The organism is Salinibacter sp. 10B (genome assembly GCF_002954405.1).
Taxonomy (GTDB): Bacteria; Bacteroidota; Rhodothermia; order Rhodothermales; family Salinibacteraceae; genus Salinibacter.
On the sequence record NZ_MQWC01000004.1, the window covers coordinates 2,452,547 to 2,472,622 of the forward strand.

At 61.8% G+C, this 20,076-nt stretch carries 13 protein-coding genes; 5 read left to right on the forward strand and 8 right to left on the reverse strand.

What is annotated here, in order from left to right:
* Positions 1-106 precede the first annotated feature (106 nt).
* Both BSZ35_RS10150 and BSZ35_RS10155 read right to left on the reverse strand, forming a co-directional pair.
* A complete protein-coding gene (locus tag BSZ35_RS10150; RefSeq protein WP_146110052.1) occupies positions 107-751 on the reverse strand; it encodes a DUF4019 domain-containing protein in 645 nt (214 codons plus the stop codon).
* A 51-nt stretch (positions 752-802) separates the two neighbouring features.
* A complete protein-coding gene (locus tag BSZ35_RS10155; protein WP_105012324.1) occupies positions 803-1,297 on the reverse strand; it encodes a DUF4019 domain-containing protein in 495 nt (164 codons plus the stop codon).
* A gap of 536 nt (positions 1,298-1,833) precedes the next feature.
* Between BSZ35_RS10155 and BSZ35_RS10160 the strand changes: the two genes are divergently transcribed.
* Entirely contained in the window at positions 1,834-4,131 is a 2,298-nt protein-coding gene (locus tag BSZ35_RS10160; protein ID WP_105012325.1) for a TonB-dependent receptor, read from the forward strand.
* Positions 4,132-4,317: 186 nt separating this feature from the next.
* On the forward strand, positions 4,318-5,286 hold the full coding sequence (locus tag BSZ35_RS10165; RefSeq protein ID WP_105012326.1) for a DUF4249 family protein: 969 nt from the start codon (positions 4,318-4,320) through the stop codon (positions 5,284-5,286).
* A gap of 21 nt (positions 5,287-5,307) precedes the next feature.
* On the opposite strand, the gene BSZ35_RS10170 is transcribed toward BSZ35_RS10165, so the two are convergent.
* A complete protein-coding gene (locus BSZ35_RS10170; protein WP_105012327.1) occupies positions 5,308-6,129 on the reverse strand; it encodes a hypothetical protein in 822 nt (273 codons plus the stop codon).
* Between the two features lie 544 nt (positions 6,130-6,673).
* Between BSZ35_RS10170 and fabF the strand changes: the two genes are divergently transcribed.
* From fabF to BSZ35_RS10185, 3 genes are all read left to right on the forward strand, one after another.
* Positions 6,674-7,939, forward strand: a complete 1,266-nt coding sequence (fabF, locus tag BSZ35_RS10175; protein WP_105012328.1) for a beta-ketoacyl-ACP synthase II — start codon at positions 6,674-6,676, stop codon at positions 7,937-7,939.
* 539 nt (positions 7,940-8,478) lie between these two features.
* Positions 8,479-8,922: a hotdog fold thioesterase gene (locus BSZ35_RS10180; RefSeq protein ID WP_105012329.1), complete on the forward strand. Its 444-nt coding sequence runs from the start codon at positions 8,479-8,481 to the stop codon at positions 8,920-8,922.
* Positions 8,923-8,937: 15 nt separating this feature from the next.
* Positions 8,938-9,891 (forward strand): ring-cleaving dioxygenase, encoded by a 954-nt coding sequence (locus tag BSZ35_RS10185; protein WP_105012330.1) that lies wholly within the window; start codon positions 8,938-8,940, stop codon positions 9,889-9,891.
* 32 nt (positions 9,892-9,923) lie between these two features.
* Here the strand turns inward: BSZ35_RS10185 and BSZ35_RS10190 are convergent, their stop codons facing one another.
* The 5 genes from BSZ35_RS10190 to BSZ35_RS10210 form a co-directional block, all read right to left on the reverse strand.
* On the reverse strand, positions 9,924-11,306 hold the full coding sequence (locus BSZ35_RS10190) for a sugar porter family MFS transporter (RefSeq protein ID WP_105012331.1): 1,383 nt from the start codon (positions 11,304-11,306) through the stop codon (positions 9,924-9,926).
* Between the two features lie 45 nt (positions 11,307-11,351).
* A complete protein-coding gene (locus BSZ35_RS10195; RefSeq protein WP_105012332.1) occupies positions 11,352-12,260 on the reverse strand; it encodes a carbohydrate kinase in 909 nt (302 codons plus the stop codon).
* Positions 12,261-12,476: 216 nt separating this feature from the next.
* Positions 12,477-14,081 (reverse strand): glycoside hydrolase family 32 protein, encoded by a 1,605-nt coding sequence (locus BSZ35_RS10200; protein ID WP_105012333.1) that lies wholly within the window; start codon positions 14,079-14,081, stop codon positions 12,477-12,479.
* A gap of 626 nt (positions 14,082-14,707) precedes the next feature.
* Positions 14,708-16,429, reverse strand: a complete 1,722-nt coding sequence (locus BSZ35_RS10205; RefSeq protein WP_219846623.1) for a RagB/SusD family nutrient uptake outer membrane protein — start codon at positions 16,427-16,429, stop codon at positions 14,708-14,710.
* Positions 16,430-16,507: 78 nt separating this feature from the next.
* On the reverse strand, positions 16,508-19,693 hold the full coding sequence (locus BSZ35_RS10210) for a TonB-dependent receptor (RefSeq protein ID WP_105012334.1): 3,186 nt from the start codon (positions 19,691-19,693) through the stop codon (positions 16,508-16,510).
* Between the last annotated feature and the right edge of the window lie 383 nt (positions 19,694-20,076).

The window sequence follows — 20,076 nt, forward strand, 5'->3', positions numbered from 1 at the left end:
GCGTCGCCCATCACCTTTTCAACGTTGCCGCTAAAGTTTCATCTCGTTGTGACAAAATTTTGGCCCTGTAACAAGGTCTTTTTCTTCTAACCTCTCGCTGCAGACGCTACTCCGGCGTTTCCTCCGTTGCCTTTGTGCTATCGCTCGGAGCCTTCGTACTGTCGGGCGCCGTCACCGTGGCCGGGGCCGGCACGACCCGATAGCCCGCGACCGACCAGGTCGAGTCCGTTCGCGTCGTGATGACGGCCTCCAAGGTGGTCCCCCCGTCAAATTCAGCAACGTATTGCAAGATCGCGACGGGCCCGTCCCCCACGTCCTGATCCGTAGAGTCGCGGTATTGGCTCGATTGGAGCGTGCGAGACTTGAGCGACTGGAGCTGGCGCCGGGCCCGGGTGCCCTGTTCAATCCACTGCTCGCGCGAGAGCCCTTCTCGAAGGGAGGGGGCAGCGGTGTCCCAGCTTTCTCCAAACTCGCCCGCGTCGATCCGAGAGAGCCAGGACTCTGCCGCGGCTTTCGCCCGTGCCTCCGGTGAACGGGCAGCTGTTGCCTGCTCACCGGCCTCTGCGCTGTCAGCGACCGCCGGTGCGGGGGCCTCGCTGGTATCGGCCGCTTGGGGCTCGGGCGCCACGTCTGTGCTGCCCGCCTCCATAGTGGTCGTGTCGGCAGCAGACGAGTCGGCCTCTTGGGCATGAGCAGGGCTCCCTCCAATCAACAGAAGGAAGAGAAATACAAATGGGACAAATCGGAGCATGCTGGCAAAGAGCTTGGACAAAACAGACACAGGGGACTGTGGACGAGGGCGTCAGGACGACCCGCTGCTCTCAAATAGCGACGGTGAGCGTGCGCGATCGTGCCGGAGGGGGGTAACCTGGTAGCCGGCCACCTTCCATGTCCCCTCCTCCCGAACGGTGAGAAGGAGTTCCTCGACCCGCCCCCCGTCGAACGACGAGCGGTACATCAAAATCACGAAAGGGCCAGAAGGCGCCCGGCGGAGAGTGTCTCGGTACTGCACCATCGTGCGAGCACGACCCGAGAGTGCCCGAAGCGAATCGCGTAGCTCACGCCCTTCGTCCTCCCACTGCTCGCGTGGCATTCGCTCTTGCAACAGGACGGCCGCCGTTTCCCAGCTCTCCTCAAAGTCGCCATCGTCTACTCGAGCCAACCAGGCGGTCGCTGCTGCCTGTGCGTTCTGCTTGGCCTCCGCACGGGCGCGATCGCTTGGCTGCGCACTCACGGCCCCCGTAAGCAAAAACAAACTGCACAGTACCGATCCGGCAATGCAACCGACGCGATGCATGATGAGGAGACGAGTGAGCGGAGGAAAGCCTAGAATGCGTGAGGCATACGAGAGGGGGGCGCATCAGTTCGCCCTCTTTTGGGTCGCCCTCCTCAGGCAGGAGCATTGCCCTCCCATCGGTGCTCGCTCTTTCCAACAGGCCGAGCGCCTCCCTCAAGCCTCCTCTTTCCCCAACCGGGGAGTGGTCTGTCCTCGTCTTTTGACGTCTCGTCCGAAGATGGGGGACCGCAACGGAGATGTAAACAGTCCTTAACCTCTCAGCCAAAGACGTGTAGAGTGAGGATCACCGACTGAGGGGGCTCGTGGAACGGCGAGTGGTGTTGGGAAAACGACTGCAAGCGATTGGGGCCGAGCCGTCCCCTCTCCTCTCGTCTGGGACTGATTCTCGGAATGCTCAAACGCTCTGCGGCTCGTCCCCCGAACGTTTCGACTCGTCGATTTCCCGGCATCAATGCCCTCCCCAGAGCGTTGGTCTGTGCGGGCATTACTCACATGCTGCGCCCCTGCTTCGCTTCTGTATACCCCCTTTTTCACGGATGGCTCGTTTCCTTCTCTGCTCGGCTGCTCTCGCCGTCGCCCTCTTGTTCCCGTCGCCTACGGTCGCCCAAGAGACCGCTTCCCTCCGCGGCTACGTGCGCGATGCGTCGACGGGCGAAACCTTGCTTCAGGCCAATGTCCTCGTGCAGGGGGCCGGACAGGGAACCGCAACCAATAACGAAGGCTACTACGCCCTCCGCGGCCTGGAGCCCGGCACGTACGTCGTCCTCTTTTCCTACGTCGGCTTTCAGGCGCAGCGGGAAGAAATCACGCTAGCCCCGGGCGAGGAACGCCGCCTGGACGTGGAACTGACGCCGGCGGAGCTGCAGGCCGACGAGGTGGTCGTGACCGGAGAGGGGGACGACGAAGAAATTGAACGCCAAATCGGCACCGATCGGCTCTCGACCGCCGCCATCACACAGCTGCCGTCCGTCCTCCAGCCGGACGTCTTTCGCTCCCTGAGCCTGCTGCCCGGCGTAACGACGGCCTCCGACTACTCCAGCAACCTCTACATCCGCGGCGGCGGGCCGGACCAAACCCTCGTCCTGCTCGACGGCACCACGGTGTACAACCCCACCCACTTCTTCGGCTTTTTCTCCACCTTTAACCCCGACGCCATTAAGGACGTGCAGCTCTACAAGGGCGCCTACCCGGCCAAGTACGGCGGGCGGCTCGGAAGCGTGGTGTCCATCTACAACAAAGACGGAAACCGACGCGAGACGACCGGAGGCCTTAGCGTCGGCCTGCTCGCGTCCCGAGCCTACGTGGAAGGCCCGTACGGCGGCTCGGACGACGACCCGGCGGGATCATACATGGTGGCCGTGCGGCGCTCCACGCTCGAACCCGTCCTTGCCGCCCTCCGGAGTGCCGACACCGACGGCATCCCGGACAGCTTCTCCTTCTACGACGTCAACGCAAAGATCAACTACGACGCCGGTCCTAACGATAAGCTGTCCCTGTCTTTTTATGGCGGGCAGGACTTTCTCGTCATCGAACCGCAGGAGGATACCCGCTTCGACGTCAACTACGGAAACCAGACCGTGAGTGCCGACTGGACGCACCTCTTTGGCGACCGGGTGTTCTCCACCCTGACGCTTACGGGCTCCCGATACCGGAGCACCCCGGTTGCCGAGCTCGCCAGCACACGACTGCTGCAGGAAAACGGGGTCGACGACCTTTCGCTGAACGCCGACGTCGAATACACGCCCAATGAGACGCACACGGTCGAGAGCGGGCTGCGGGCCAGTACCTTGGCCTTCGAGCTGACCAGTACGTTCGACGGGACGACCACCTTTGACCAGCGCATTACCGGCCAGCGCGTGGCCCTGTACGTGCAGGACACCTATGAGCCCACCTCGGCGTGGACGCTGAAGGGCGGACTGCGCAGCACATACTTCAGTCGAGGCAACTTCTGGCGGTTCTCGCCGCGCCTCTCGGTCGACTATAACCTGACCTCCAGTGTTCAACTGCAGGCCGCCTACGGGCGCTACCACCAATTCCTCACGCTGGAGACGAGCCAGCTCTTTACGGCGTTCGACACGTGGCTCATGGCCGATGCAGGCGTGCCGCCCTCCTACAGCGACCAGGTGGCTGTGGGCTTGAAGGCGTCCCTCGGGGCCGACTGGCAACTGGAGGTGGAAGGCTACGGACGCACCATGCGCGGCCTCTTTGAACAGGATCCGTTTCTGCCCGACAATGCCGGCGTGCGCTACGCTGAGCGCTTTCACTTCGGCGACGGTCGAGCCTACGGGGCCGAGCTTCTGATCCGTCGCCAGAAGGGCACCCTCAACGGCTTCCTCAGCTACACCCTGGGCCGTACAGAACGCCGGTTCCCGAACGTGAACCTCTCCGAAAGCGGCGAGCCGCAATACTATCCTCCCAACTACGACCGGACGCACACCCTCACGCTGGCGGCCAACTACGAGCTCACCGACCAGTGGCGACTCACGAGCACCTTTAACTACAATACCGGCAAGGCCTACACCGAGCCGAAGCTGCGCTACCAGCTCGTGAACGATCCCTTCCAGTCCCAAACGGAGGCGCGAAGTGTCCTCGTGAGTCCCTTCAACAACGCCCGCCTTCCTCCTTATCACCGCCTCGATGTCGGCGTGGCTCGAACGGGGCGCCTCTTCGGCGTGGCCGACTACGAATTCCAGGCGCAACTCATTAATGCCTATTCTCGCCGCAACACCTGGTTTTACCAGTATGAGAGTGAACCCGACGGCACGCTCGATCGCACCGAGGTTCCCCAGATCCCCGTTCCGATTCCAAACCTCTCCCTTTCCCTCACATTTTGACGATCGACCTACGGCCGTCTTCTGTCCGCTTTCCGGCAGAGGCCGGAGACTCATGATCGCCGGCTGAAGCTTCTGAGACAGGACGCGGCTCCTGCCCCTTCCAACGTATGGGAGCGGGAAGGAGGCCCTTCATTCTTGCGAGAGAAACGGTCTTCACCCCATCGATACCAACAACAGCCCAACAACGTGATCGCTCGTCGTCTCGCGCTTTTCTCGATTTTGCTCACTGGGATTGGTCTGCTCGGATGCGACACCACTGCCACCGCCCCGTCGTCCCAGATCGTCGTGGAGGCGTACCTGCAGGCCGGGGCTGCCCTGCCGTCCGTACGCCTCTCGCGAACAGTGGGGGCGAATGAGACCTACAACCCGTCGGCCGTTGCGGTTCGTGAGGCCGACGTGGACGTGCAGCGGCTCGCCGAAGACAGCACAGTGGAGGCAACCGTCGCTTACAGCGAGCGTGATTCCGTTCCGGGCCTCTATACGCCCACTGAAGCCTCCATTGTGGAGTCCCAGCAGACGTACCGCCTCCAGGTGGAGACCGACGATGGCACCACCCTGTCGGCCACGACGACCGTGCCCGGCCCTATTGACATTGTGGAGACCGAGAACGACACGACAGTCTACCAGAGCCCCAACCAGCCCGCGTTCACCGTCGAACTGCCCCCGCGAGAAGGACCACAGAACGTATTTACGTTCACCACCACCTCCCTGCTCGACTTTGAGAACACGCCGGACTCCACCCTCCGCCGGTCGCTCACACCGTTCTACGCCGACGGCTTCGAGCCAGAGGACGACAGTCTCGAATCGCTCCGGGTCGCGTCGTCTGGGCTTCTGAACGAAGGAAACTTCGAACGCAACGCGGACGAGACGATCACCGTCACCTTGCCGTGGCTGGCCATCGCCTTCTTCGGCCCCAACGAGATTGCTATCAACGTTGTGGACGACAACTACTACGACTTCCTTCGCTCACAGCAGGTGCAGCAAGGCGGCTTTGCCCCCGGGGAGATTCCCAACGTCATTGAGCACGTGCGGGGAGGGACCGGCATCTTTGGAAGCTATGCCCGTGCCGCCCGGTCTTCCATCATCCAGCGCCCCAGCCGCCCGGAATCTCGGGCGACTCGGGCGGTTCATCCCCACGAATCGTCCTCTCCATAATGTGACCCGGCCGCGGCGTCGTTACGCCTCGGTCGGGTGCGGGCCTTCGACCTCTACCTGCATCCGCTCCCCGACGTAGCCGCCCACGAGGGACGCAAGCAGGCCCACGAAGAGCACCAGCGACATGCGGAGGTAGGAGAGGATCGACTGTCCGGCGAGGGTAAACACGAACACGTCAATCAGCAGAATGAGCGTGATGAGGCCCGACACCGCCGCTTCGTACGACGTGTCGCCCGGCGACCGGAACGCGCAGACGTACCCGGTGGCCTGCAACCCGAGGAACACGACAAAGAGCATGACCCAGGCATTCTCCGGCTCCAGCGCGGCAATTGGACTCGCAAAGAGGCCGAAGAGCCAAATGACCAGGTTGGCGAGAAACAGGCTCACCGCAAGTCCGAGAATGGATCCAGCCACGATCCAGCCCCATTCCATGGCGGGCTTCCCCGACCCGGCGTAGGTACGCTCGAGTTTTTCGCCGGCCCAGGCCCCGGCAAACGTCAGAATGAGCCCGTTCATGAACGAGATTACCATCATGTACGTGTAGGTGCCGTTTTCCACCAGCCCATCGAAGCAGCGGAGGTCAAGGGCCGTAATGATTGCGTACGATGCCAGCGCCACCAGGATGGCGGCCAGGGCCGGCTCGAGCACCGTCTCCCCCTCACTCAGATACCCGTAGGACACCCCGGCGAGAATGAAGCCCGAGGTCATGGCGAGAAGGGGAAAGGTCGGAGCGCCGAAGGCATTGCCGTTCATCCAGGTGAGCAGCACGACGAAGATGACGCCAGTGACGAACGACCCGATGATGGCTTTGGGGTCGAAGCGAAAAGCAGAACGGGTAGGCATTGGGTTTCGAGATCGACTCGTGAGGGTGTGAAGTGAGCAGGACGCGACGGGGTCGTCGCCCCTCATGGACGAAGACCGCCCCGCCAGTAGTTACACCCCTTAATATAAAAACGTGAATCGCAGAAGAAACCCCGAACACAGTCCTTTTGTAAATTCGGGGCGTCGCGTTCCGTGCTCGGCGGCGCACGAGCAGGGGTCACGGTCGGGCCCACCCGGACCCTGTGCGTCCAGTTCGGATTAGGGGCGCTCGAGGAAACGACCGAGAGCCCATTCGTCTGCCCGCCTCCCCTCACCTGTGTCCCCATCCCCCGCAAAACGGGTTAAATCCGCATAACCCTCGAGGGTGCATTTGCGTCGGAGTACGCAAGACGCTACACTAGAACTTCTGGACATTGTGGCGAGGCTTCACGGAGCGAAGTGCGGACCTGCCCGTAATGAATGGTTGTCCCGTTTCCGTTGCCCTGTCTAGCACCCTCTGCGCGGGCGTTCAGCGGTTCGCGTTTTCTCGTCTCTCGCACCGATTGTTGACTAGCTTCTGTTACTCATGGCTTCTTCCGATTCCGCCCATCGCGTCGTCGTTACGGGTCTGGGCGCCCTCACCCCGCTTGGCAACACCGTTGCCGATTACTGGGAGGGCTTGATGGACGGAAAGAGTGGAGCGGGTCCCATTACCAAGTTCGACGCCTCGGACGTGCGCTCCAAGATTGCCTGCGAGGTGAAAGATTTCGACGCCAGCCAGTACATCGACGAGAAGCAGATCGAGCGTCAGGATCTCTTCAGCCAGTACGCACTGGCGGTCACCCAGCAGGCCTTCGACGACGCGGGGCTCGACACCGAGGCCCTCACGCCCGACGAACGCGACGACATCGGGGTGGTGATGGGCACCGGCGTGGGGGGTAGCAACATTTTTGTGGACGAGGTGCTGAATCTGGAGGAGAACGGCGCGCGCCGCATCTCTCCCTTCTTCGTCCCCATGATGATCAGCAACATGGCGGCCGGCCTCATTGCGATGGAGCATACGCTCCGCGGCCCCAACCACTGCGTCGTGAGCGCCTGCGCGACCGGCAACGATGCCGTCACCGACGGGCTCTTGCTCATGCAACAGGGCCACGCCGACGCGATGCTTGTGGGCGGCACGGAGGCGTCGGTGAACGAACTCTGCGTAGGCGGCTTCTCCTCGATGCGGGCCATGTCGACTCGAAACGACGACCCGACAGCGGCCAGCCGTCCTTTCGACAAAGACCGCGATGGGTTCGTGATTGCGGAGGGGGCCGGGGCCCTCCTGCTCGAAACGCTGGAGCGAGCCCAAGAGCGCGGCGCTCCCATCTACGCCGAGGTGGCGGGCGTGGGCAAGTCGAACGACGCGCACCACTACGCCGCTCCGGATCCGGATGGACGGGGCGCCGCCCTCGCCATGGAGAAGGCCATGGACGACGCGGGCCTCTCGCCGACCGACGTGGACCACATCAACATGCACGCGACCTCCACACCGGTGGGCGACGTCATCGAGTCCGACGCCGTGAAGAACGTCTTCGGCGACCACGCCTACGACATCAACATCTCGGCCACGAAGAGCATGACCGGCCACATGCTGGGGGCAGCCGGCGCGGCGGAGGCCATCGCCACAATCCTCGCAATTCACGAGGGACGCGTGCCCCCGACCATCAATGTGGACGAGCTCGACGAGGACTGTGACCTGAACTATACGCTCGACGAGCCGGTGGACCGCGACGTGAATGCCGCCCTGACCAATGCATTCGGCTTTGGCGGGCACAACACCACGCTGGCGTTCACTTCGTACGACGACTGACAAACCGCCCCCCAGGAGTCCTTGCTCGCTCCACTCACAGCGCCGCGGACGGCCGCCGGGAAAGGAGTTTCATTCAGAATGAGGGGGGGCTTCCTCGTACAAGATCTGCTCCTCTTGAACATGCTCCTCTTGAACAGACGCCCCCCCGCTCAGCGTAGACCGGAATGATTGGAGCTTCGCGAAGAGATTTTCGCCGCACGGGTATGCCTCCCGAAGTGGCCCAGGAGAGGCCAGGGATTCGCGCCGATGAATGAGGGGCAATACTCTCCCGGTCTCGATGAGCGAACGACTGGCCCTCTCGAGAAATCGTGCCTGTTCTGCATGTTCGTAGATGTGTTCAGCATATTCGAGCGATAGCTGCCAAACGTCCAGATTCTCAAATTTAATAGGACACAGGGCATCTGTTGAGGCTCTTGAGCTACCTTGTTCTACCCTCTATATGAGAGCCTTTGCCGACACGAGAATGATTTCCCATTCAGCCGACGGACTATTTGCCAAGCCGCCATCCGCGGCCTGCCGTCCGCAGTCAAACAGCTTCTATGTCCACTGACTCCTCCTCCAACTCGGATCCCGCCGCCAAGGACCTGCCCGACGATCTCGGCGGCGTCGCCGGCCTGCTCGACATCGACCTCGTGGAGACCGGCCCCGAGCGCGTGACCGCCACCATGCCAGTCACGGCAAAGCACCACCAGCCCTTCGGGGTCCTGCACGGCGGCGTAAGCGTGGTCCTCGCGGAAACCGTCGCGAGCATCGGGGCCTACCTGGCCGCTCCCGAAGGGCATACGGCCGTCGGCATGGAGGTGAACGCCAACCACGTCCGCTCGGTACAAAAAGGGCGCGTGGCGGCCGTGGCGACGCCGCTTCATACGGGACGCACCACCCACGTGTGGAGCGTCAAAATTCACCATGAGGGCGAAAAGCTCATCTGCGTGAGTCGCTGCACGCTCGCAATCGTCCAGCAAGAGTCCGCCTCTTCCTCCTAACTCCCTCGTCCGCCCATGCCCGCCCCCATTCCCGGCCTTCACCACATCACGGCCCTTTCGGGCGCTGCGCAGGACACCCTCGACTTCTACGCCGGTGTGCTCGGCCTGCGTCGCGTCAAAACGACGGTCAACTTCGATGACCCAAAGACCCATCACCTCTACTACGGCGACACGGTCGGCCGCCCCGGCACGGTCCTTACCTTCTTCCCGTGGCCGCGAGCGCGGCAGGGACGCACCGGGGCCGGCATGGTACAATCCGTGGCCTTCGCCATTCCCGCAGACGCGCTCGACCCGTGGAACGCTCACCTCAATGAGGCCGGGATTTCTGTCCGTCGTACAGAGTTGTTCGGCGACCCTGTGCTACGCTTCGACGACCCCTTCGGCCTCACCCTGGAGTTGGTCGCCACCGACACGATGACGAACAGCGGCGCATGGGGCGACGGCCCGATCTCGTCCGAGCACGCCCTCCGCGGATTTCATGCGCCCGTCCTCCCCATCTTCTCCGACGATCGCACGCCCGACCTCTTCACAGACCTCTTCGGGTGGACGCAGGTCCAAGAGAGCGAGAATCGGCGCCGATTTCAGGCGCCGGACTCGGACCTGGCGAACGTCGTTGACCTCCAGGTCCAGGAACGGCACCCATCGGGCCGAATGGGACAGGGCACGGTGCACCACATTGCCTTCCGGGCTCGCGATGCCGACGAGCAGAAGGAATGGCAGACAGCACTCCGCGACCGCGGTCTGCAGGTAACAGACGTGAAGGACCGGCAGTATTTTCAATCCATCTATTTCCGCGACCCGAACTGGACCTCCGGGATTCTCTTCGAAATCGCAACGGACGGTCCCGGCTTTCTGGACGACGAAGCCGAGGCCGAACTTGGCGAGACGCTCCGGATCCCGTCCTGGTTGGAAGCGGACCGCTCTGAGATCGAAGATGCCCTGCCGGCCCTCACGTCGCCAACTGCGTAGCGCGACGGCAGGCGTCTCGGCAAGAACGAGAATCACGCCGGGGCCGCGTCGGGGGCCTCTTCGTCGATTTCTCGGTCCAGCTTCTCGGTGCTGATCCCCAGTTTGTGCTCCATCTCCTCGAGGGTCAGATTCTTCGTCTCAGGCATGAGGAACCAGGCGAAGAAGAACTGCAAAAGCATCATGGCGGCGAAGAAGGCAAAAGCATGCCCCCCGGAGGCGTCTGCAATGATGGGAAACACCCAGGTCACGAGAGCGGCCATCACCCAGTGCGTTGCACTGCCCAGGGACTGCCCTTTCGACCGCACGCGGTTCGGAAAGATTTCGGAGATAAACACCCAGATGACTGCCCCCTGCGAAAAGGCGAAAAACGCAATGAAACCGAGCAGCCCGACGAGCACGAGAACGCCGGGCGTCGGGGCATAAAACTCATACGCAACGAGCCCCAGACACGCGGCCGTTCCCAACGACCCGATGAGCAGAAGAATGCGCCGGCCAAACTTGTCTATGACCGCCATGCCGACGAGCGTAAACACGAAATTCGTACCGCCGATGGCCACGGACTGAAGGAGGGCAGCGTCGGTGGCCGCCCCCGCCATTTCGAAGATGCGAGGCGCGTAGTACATGAGGGCGTTGATGCCGGACAGCTGGTTGAACATGGCAACGGCCCAGGCCAGAAAGATGACGAATCCGTATTCGGGCTGAAAGAGCGGCTCGTCTGGTTTCCGTCTCTCCCTCATCAACGACGCCTTAATCTGCTGGAGCGACGCCTCAACCGACTCGATGCCGAGCCACGTGAGCACGTCCCTCGCGTCTTCTGCCCGGTCGTTCTTCACGAGCCACCGCGGGCTGTCCGGAACCAAAAAGAGAAGTCCAAAGAAGAGGGTGGCCGGAAGGGCCTCCACCCCCAGCATCCAGCGCCACGACGACGTGGGGATGTACTGAGCCACGAGATAGTTGGAAATATACGCCAGCAGGATGCCCACGACAATGTTGAGCTGATGGGCAGCCACCAACCGTCCCCGTACGTCTGCAGGAGAGATTTCGGCGATATACATGGGCCCTACGACGGATACGCCCCCAACGGCAATGCCCCCAAGGAACCGGTAGAGGAGAAAAGCCACCCAGCTGGACGTGAGAGCGCTTCCAAGAGCAGAGACCGTAAAGAACACGGCCAGCACAATCATGACGGTGCGGCGCCCATACGCATCGGCGGGCCGCCCGGCAGTGAGAGCCCCGACGATCGTGCCTCCCAGGGCCGCGGCCACCGTAAAGCCGAGCCAGAATTCTTCGAGGGCGAAGACGGTCTGGATCGCCCCTTCAGCCCCGGAGATGACCGCCGTATCGAAACCAAAGAGAAACCCCCCGAGCGCCGCAACAAGCGTGCTCAGGTACACGGACAAATGAGAGGATTTCATATCGTCAACACCGACAGTCAGAAGGGAATGACGTTCGCAAAGGGATTACGTGGCTCGCTGGTTGCTCTCGCCCACGAGGGTCTCAACGTCAGCCAGAGACTCTACGTCGTAGGAGGGAAGGGCCCCGGACCGGGAGGCCACAAAGGCCCCGAGGCGGTTGGCACGATCGAGCAGGATCTCCCCGTTCTGATCGTTAATGATCCCAGAGAGAAAGGCCGCGAGAAACGCATCGCCTGCCCCCACGGTGTCGGCCACCTCCGTTGCATAACCAGGGTGTGACCAGTACTGCCCCTCGTTCCAGAGCCGGGCCCCCTCCCCTCCCAGGGTCACGCAGACAGCCGAGCAGCCGAATGTATCCGCCAGAGCCCCCATGGCCGCCTCGGCCCCATTCGGCAACCCGAACCAGGTCCGAAGACGGTGGAGTTCGTGATCGTTCAGTTTCACCACGTCGGCAATCGACAGGGAGCGCTCTACCACGTCGCGGTCAATGTATGGGGGGCGCAGGTTAATGTCGAATATCCGCAGGGCATTGGTCTCACAAAGCGCCTGAATGGTTTGACGTGACGTCCCGGCCCGCTGGGCGAGACTGCCAAACACAACGGCGGCCGCCCGCTCGCCCCGTTGCTGGAGCGGGTCGGACAACGTGATGGCATCCCAAGCCGCCGGTTCCACGATCTCGTAGTCCGGCTCGCCTCCATCGTCCAGCGCGACCCGCACAAATCCGGTGGGGAGCGTGTCGTCGACCTGCATGAGATCGGTCTCGAGGCCATAGACGCGCAGCCGGCGCAACGCCTCGTCGCCGAGCACATCGTTTCCGACCCGACTCACAAAGCCGACATCCTCCCCGAGGGCGCGCAGGTGGCACGCCACGTTAAACGGCGCCCCCCCTAAGAAAAGGCCGTCGGGCAGCGCATCCCAGAGAATTTCTCCGACGCAGAGAATTTCGTCACTCATGAAGACATGCGAAACAGTAAAGGAAAGCGTAGAATCGTACTCATGGCAGCGGGTCGTCGCTCTTTTCGCCGGTTCGTGACGCGTAATGAATAAGGCGTAATGAGTGAAGCGGGAGAATCTGCTTGATCTCCGCCTCCCTATTGTTTCGCGTCCCTGATCAGCGAGTGTCCCCCTCAAGGTCCACACGTCCCGCAGCAAGAGGGAACGCGATACCAGCTATCGGCTCGGCCAAATCGATCGAAGCGACCAGGCCTCAAGCCGAACGAGCTGCGCCGGTCCGCCCTCTGCAACGAGGGAAACGCCGTCGCTTTCCGGGCGCGGGAAAATGCGATGGGTGAGCACCCGCGCCCCGTCGTTCGCAAAGACCTCAACCGAAGAGCGGTCCACAAAAATGTGCAGCTTCACGCGGCCGTCCGGGGTCGCAAGGGGAGCAGCATCCCGGGACGCAAAGGCGTCGTGGAAGTCCACTGCGCCGGAGGTTGTCCGGTCTACGAAGACGGAATCGGTCGCAGCGTCGTAGCCGACAATCGTGCGCTCGTTCTTCCCTTCCCGCACGGCCACCCCCACCGTCTCAGCGTCTCCCGGCTCAAACTCGGCCACAATTTCCAGCGTTTGTCCCGAGATCCCGTCCTCAGCAAGCGAGGTCATCCCGGACTCGATGGTGCGCCCCTCCAGCTGCACGGCATTCTCGCGCAACTGCTGAAGCTCCTCCACGGGCCGCTGCACCAGCCGCCGGGTGCCATCAATGGTGCGAACGTGAACAGAGCGGGGAATCGTCTGCGCGCTGCGCCAAGGCGACGTTGGAATGTCCTGCGCGTACTCCCAGTTGTTCATCCAGGCCATCCAGAGCGCCCGGCCGTCCTCTTCGGGCACATTATTCCAGGGGATCACCGCGTAGAAGTCTGGGCCGTAGTCGACCCAATGGGGCGCAGTCTCCAATCCGCCCTCGCGGGGGGTGAACGTGGTGCCATCAAAGCTCCCCAAAAAGTACTGCCCACCGGAGCCTCCCGCAACCGATCCCGGATTGAGGTCGACCTGCAACACCCACTGCTCCTGATCGCTGCCCTCGACCGGCACCTGAAAAAGCGCCGGGCACTCCCAAATGCCGTCTGTGCCGCCCGCCGGGCCGAATTCACTCATGAGTGACCAGTCCTTCAGGTTCGTCGACTCGTAAAACTGTACCTTGTGCTGGGTGGGAAGGGCAATGGTCATCACCCACTTCTCGCCGGGGGCGTACCAGAAGACGTTGGGGTCGCGGAAATTGGGATCGGGGTGTTCGAGCACCGGATTCCCCTCGTACTTCGTCCAGGTCTCGCCCCCGTCGGTACTGTAGGCCAGCGACTGCGCCTGATCGGTCGAGTCCTCCGCAATCGTGTAGTGGCTCGTGTAGATGGCCACCATCGGGGCCTGGCCGTCGTTCGTTCCAAAGCCTGCGGTGTTGTTTTCGTCCACCACCGCACTCCCCGAAAAGATCATCTCGTTTCCTTCTTCGGGAATCGCCACGCCCTGATGCTCCCAGTGCACGAGATCCTCGGTCGTCGCGTGGTTCCAGCTCATGTGTCCCCAGGTGTTCCCCTCGGGGTTGTACTGGTGGAAGAAGTGAAAAACCCCATCGTTATAGACCATCCCGTTGGGGTCGTTCATCCAGTTCTGCCGGGGCGTGTAGTGAAACTGGGGCCGATACTGCTCGTCGAACGTCGGCTCCTCAGCTGCCAAGTCGTCCGGAGGAGGTGAAGACGAGTCGGACCCGCAGCCGGCGACGGTAAACAGGATCAGCCCACTGACGAACAGGGACAGTGTGGTGCGCAAGAGACGAGACATGGGAGTGGCATTGGGTGGATTGAAATGGAGCACTCAAAACGTAGAACCGATTTCCGGAATCGGCGGAATGGATGATACTACTGAGGCAGCATTGAATGGCTCTCCGAGCGTTTAAATACATTCTGGCGCCGCTCTAGTGGTCAATCAAGCTGCAGCGGTCGGGTGCCGAATTGAACAACTGTGTTGAATACGCCATTCTGCGGCCTGAATACAGTCCACTGGCCATCGTCCTACCCGACATGGAAAATGTGACGCCCCACCAGGACATCTCATACCAGATGACGAGAATGGTTACGCACTTTGCTGGAAGCGTTTCGGAACGAATGGAGCACGAGGCGGCCTTCGGCCCCGCCTCGGGACGGACGTCCGTTCTGACGGGGGGCAGATGCACATCGATCCTTCGGAGATGGTCTCCCATCTAGCAGATGAGGGCATTCTCGGAGGAACGTGGAGAACCGTCCTTCGAGATGATGCACATAGGCACCCATTGTGTTAGCAGACGTCGCCGTTGCCCGCGGCACAGATTCGGCAGCATCGCCACGTCCACCGTCGAGTTTCCTCAGTCGGGAAGCAGGAGCACACCGAGCGCCTGAACCTGCACGCGGTGCAGCCCCGTCAATACAGGACTACCAGCCTGGATTCTGCTGGTAGCTGCCGTCGCTGAAGTCAATCTGCTGCTGCGGGATCGGGAGGTACTCGTCGCGCCCCTCCTGGAACTGGGCGTCCTGGAGATAATCGCGCCGCTGCTTCTCCGTTGCGAAGTACTCGTTCAGCGTCTCGGCGGCGATGCCCCACCGCACGAGGTCGAAGAAGCGCCAGCCCTCCATCCCCAGCTCCAGCCGCCGCTCGAAGCGAAGCGCCTGCCGGGCGTTCGCCTGCGTCCAGTTGATGTTCTGCCCGTCTCGGTAGGGCTCGATCTGGTAGTTGGATACGTTATTTCCGTCGGCGTCTTTCACCGTGCTATTCGCCGCCCGAGTCCGAATCCGGTTGATGATGGGCAGGGCCTCGTCCTCACGACCCAGTTCAATTAGGGCCTCTGCCTTCCAGAGCAGCACGTCGGCGTAGCGGATGACGTTGTTGTTCTTCGAGCTCGCGTAGAAGAAGACCACCTGCTGGACCGAGGGTGACCCCACCGGCTGCAGTCCCTTCATCGACGTGTACGGGCCGTACGTGGCCGGTGCCCGAGCCCACACGTCAGGGTCGTAAATTTGGTCGTTGTCGTACTTAAAGGGATGTCCCTCCAGGGCGACGGAGTGGTCCAGCCGCGGATCAACGGTGTTCTGCTGGAAGTCTTCGGGCTCCGTCAGCGAGTTTTGGTTGAATGTGTCGAACAGCGGCAGGCCGTCGCTGTCGGTCTGGAACGCGTTGACGAAGTTCTGGCTCGGAATGTGGAACCAGCAGCACCCGAACCCTTCATTCATCGGGTAGTTGAGCGCATTCTCCATATTCACGCGCCCGCGGACCGTGCCATCGTTCCGGGAGCGCTGGACCGCAAAGACCGCCTCGCCCCCGTCGGTATTGTCAAACTCCCAGAGGAAGTTTTTCCGGATGTCGTCGAACAGAGAATATTCGCCGGAGGCCTCCAACTCATTTACGAGGCTCACGACGGTCTGCAGCTTGTCGTCCTGAATCTCCACCACCTCGTGGTTGGAAGGATCCTGGCGGTAGGCCTGGTACAGCCGCGTCTTCGCCAGGTAGGCTTTTGCTGCCCACTGGTCAATGCGCCCCACCTCAGGCTGCGACTCAGGAAGGTTGTCGGCCGCAAACTGAAAGTCCGCCGCAATCTTGTCCCAGAGCTCCTGACTCGTGAACTCCCGGTTGGAGACGTTCTTCAGTTCGCGCTCCTCATTCGCCTCAATGAAGGGCACGTGCTTGAACATGATCTTGAGCATGAAGTGGAAATGGCCCCGAATAAACCGCACTTCTGCCTCTCGCCGCGTCTTTAGCGGGAACTCCTCCTCCGAAATCTCCGCGAGCTTCTCCAGGGCGAGGTTGGCGCGGGAAATGCCCTGATAGCTCTTAAACCAGAACTGATCGGCCTTGTCGAGGTCCGTCCGAATGGAGGAGAACTGCTCGTAGTTGTTGTACACGCCCTGGTCGGCCACCGACCCGCCGCCCTTGTAGGCATTGTCGGACCGGACGCTCCCCCACGGCCACGGGTCGGTGTAGGTGGCCGCGTCCCAGTGCCCGTTGCCCAGGGCCGCATACGCCGCGGTGACCAGGCCCTCGACCCGGTCGGGCGTGTTCAACTGGTCCCCGCTGAGCTTACCGGAGGGATTTTCGTCCAGGGCGCTGTCGCACGCGAGGAGCGTCCCCGCAATTAAAAGGAATGATAACAGTCTGAGCATTCGCATGGTCATCCGTTCGTATGGTCTATAGGGTGAGCTCGCGGGTGCGTCGTCGGTCCTGGTTGGTTCCTGGTCGGGCTAGAAGCCGAGCCGGACGCCGAACGTCCACATGCGCGGCCGCGGGAACGTGAAGTTGGTCGTCTCCGGGTCGGGGCCGGTGAATTCGTCGCTTCCGGTTTCGACCGTAAAGAGGTTCTCGCCCCGCGCATAGATGCGAGCTCGATTCAGGCTGAGCGTGTTCGTGATCGACTCGGGGAGGTTATACCCCAGTGTCACCTCGCGAAGCTTCAGGTAGGAGCCGTCCTCAATGAGGTAGGAGGAGGTGCGCAGTTCGCCATTCGTGTCCGACAGGGTGGGCGCCGGAATGTCCGAATTCAGGTTCTCGCCCGTCATGGGCGAGTAGGCCTTCAGCACACGTGAACCGTAGTTTTCGCCGCGGAAGAAGGACGTGAAGTCAGTGAAGGCCTTGAATTCGCCCACATTCACCTCTCGTCCCTGCACGCCCTGGAAGAAGAGGCTTAGGTTGACGCCTTTGTAGGAGAGGTTCGTCGAGAGCCCATATTCGTAGTCTGGGTTCGAGTCGCCGAGGTATTTCTGGTCAAGGGAATTGATCGTCCCGTCGTTGTTCAGGTCTTTAAAGCGCAGGCGACCGATGTCGGCCCCCGGCTGGGTGGCGTGCGCATCCACTTCCTCCTGACTGCGGAAGAGTCCGTCGGTCACGTAGCCGAAGTGGGAGAACTGGGACCGATCCAGGATATTCTTCTCGCTGTTGCCGGGAAAAGAGTCGACCACGTCGGAGGGCAGCTCCGTGATCTCGTCGGAGCTGTGGCCCAGGTTGCCGCCGATGCTGTAGCTGAGGTCGCCCACCGCGTCGCGGTATTCCAGCTGGAATTCGAAGCCGGTCGTTTCCACCGTGGCGCCGTTGATGAACCGACTGCCCCCTTCGCCGACCGTCGCGATGAAGCCCGGCTGGATGAGAATGTCGGTCGTCTCGCGGGTGTAGTAGTCGAAGGAGCCGACCAGCCTGTCGTCGAACAGCCCATAGTCGGCGCCGATGCCGATCTCGGTCGTTTCCTCCCACTGCAGATCCAAGTTGGGCCGCTGGATCCGGCGGAAGCCTCCGGGGATCGACCCCGTGTCGTTGCCGCCCAGGTCGTAGGCGGTGGAGGTCGGGGCCGTAAACAAGACGTCCTCCGAGCTGAACCCCGGCTCAAAGAGCTGGAGGGAAGCGAAATTGCCGATCTCCTGGTTCCCGACGCGACCCCAACTGCCGCGCAGCTTCAGTTCCGAGAGGACGTCGACCCGGTTCTCCATGAAGCTTTCCTCCGTCACCCGCCACCCGAGCGAGAAGGCCGGGAAGAGGCCGAACCGGTTGTTTTCACCGAACCGCGAGGAGCCGTCGTACCGGACCGTCACCGATGCAAGGTAGCGATCCTGGTACGAGTAGTCGGCCTTCGAAAAATAAGACAGGAGCCGCGAATCGGTACGGGTCCCGCTCACAAGCTGTCGGCCCGTCCCCGCATTCTCGACGAAATAGTCGAGGGTCTGAACGGAAAATTCCTCCCGCAGCGAGGAGTTGGAGACTAGGTGCTCATCCTGCGTCTCGGCGCCCGCCAGCAGGTTGACGTTGTGACTTTCGCCGAACAGCACGTCGTACTCGATCGTGCCGTTGAACGTCCAGATGAAGTTGTCGGTGTCGGCGTTCGAGACAGAGTTGACGCTTCGCCCCAGGAAGCCGGTCTGGTAGCGCTGCTGAATGTCGCGCTCCTGGGTCCGCTCCCAGTCCACGCCCAGGCGGCCCTGCAGCGTCAGGTGGTCGGTGAGGTCGAACGCCCCATTGATGTTTCCGAAGACCTCGCCGGTGTTGATCTCGTCCCACCGGTTGTCTTGGATCAACCGGACGGGGTTGTCCCGGTCGCTGAACGACCCGGCGCCCGTGGGGCCGGCAAACGCCCCGTCGGCCGTGCGGACCGGGATGATGGGGCGGAGGCGAAGCGACAGCACGAACGGATTTCCACCGGCGCCTTCCGGCAGGGGCACGCCCTTCTCTTTCGACAGCGTAAGGTTCTCGCCGACCCGCAGCCGCCCGTCGAAGAAGTTGAAGTTGGAATTGATCTGGGCATTGACCCGCTGAAACTCGTTCTGTTTGACAATGCCCTCGTTGTCGTGGAAGCGGAGCCCGAAGTACGCACTTCCTCGTTCGCTCCCCACGCGGGCCGAGAGGTCGTGACTCTGAATGATCCCTGTACTGCTGATCTCTTCGGTCCAATCGGTGCCGGGCACCGCGGCCGGCGTGTTGTTGCCGATGTTGTCCGCAATCGTAATGTCGTTGAGCACCGCCGTGCCGTCGTCCCTCCGTTCGAAGTCGTAACTATACAAATTCGGGTCAATCGAATTCGGGTCGCGTCCGTCGTTGATGGCCGCCCGGAAAATGGCGAGCGCCCGTTCCCGCGTGTTTAGCGGCTCGTAGGTGCGCCCGTCCGGCCAGCTCGAAAACGTCACGTCCGATCCGTAGCTGAATTCAAGCGTGTTGCCCCCGCCGGCCCCCGACTTCGTCTCGATGACGATGACGCCGTTCGAGGCGCGCGAGCCGTAAATGGACGCGGCCGCCGCATCCTTGAGCACCTGCATGGACTTAATGGAGCCGGGGGAGAGGATCTGCTCCACATTGTTTTTGGTGGGCACCCCGTCGATCACAAAGAGCGGCGAGTTGTTGCCGAGTGTGCTCGCGCCTCGGATTAGCAGTTCGGCATCGCCGAAGGGGGAGCCGGTCGTCTGGACGTTGACCCCCGCAACCTGCCCCTGCAACGACTTGATGGGGTTGGTCGACGGATCGTCTTCCAGGCCCTCTACATCGACACTGGAGACCGATCCAGTGAGCGTGCGCCGCTCCTGCGACTGATACCCGGTTACGATCACCTCGTCCTGCGTGAAGGTGCTGGACTGAAGTGTCACGTCGATCGTCGTACGCTCTTGGATCGGGACCCGCTGAGTCTGAAACCCAACGAACGAAAACATGAGCGTGTCGGTGGGGGACGGCACTCGCAGCTCGTACTGGCCGGTGCCGTCGGTCGTCGTCCCGATCATGGTGCCGGGAACGCTAATGTTGACCCCCGGAAGGCTCTCCCCGTTTGTCGCATCCGTCACGGTTCCCCGCACCGTGTGCTCTCGCTCCTGAGCCTGTACGGCGGAAGCGACGGGTCCTCCGAGAAGTCCCGCAAAGAGAAGTGCTGCAAACGCAGTGTGTAGCGTTGATAGGCGCATATCACGATGGGAGTCACGATGGGAGTAAATGAAAACGTTTCCATATTGCTAGATCAGCGGGGGTGTAAAGCCCACAACCACGGTCCATTCTCCAAATGAGGCGAAAAACAGCCGTTTCTTTTCCATCTCTTTTGTCGAGGCCGGGCACTCTCGATCCTCCTTGGACTCGCAAGCGCTTCCAGTTGGCATATTTTGGAAACGATTGCATAGATATACGTAACCTGCGCCGATGATTGACGCAAATCTACCCAATTTCTTTACTCTTAGTTAACAAAAGGGCGTCAATGGATGATGGCGGTCCGATCCAAACGCTCATTCTCGAGATCTTCTTGAAAACCTTTCCACAGCGTTGGGGGTCCGTGTCGGACTCCCTCAACGGTTCC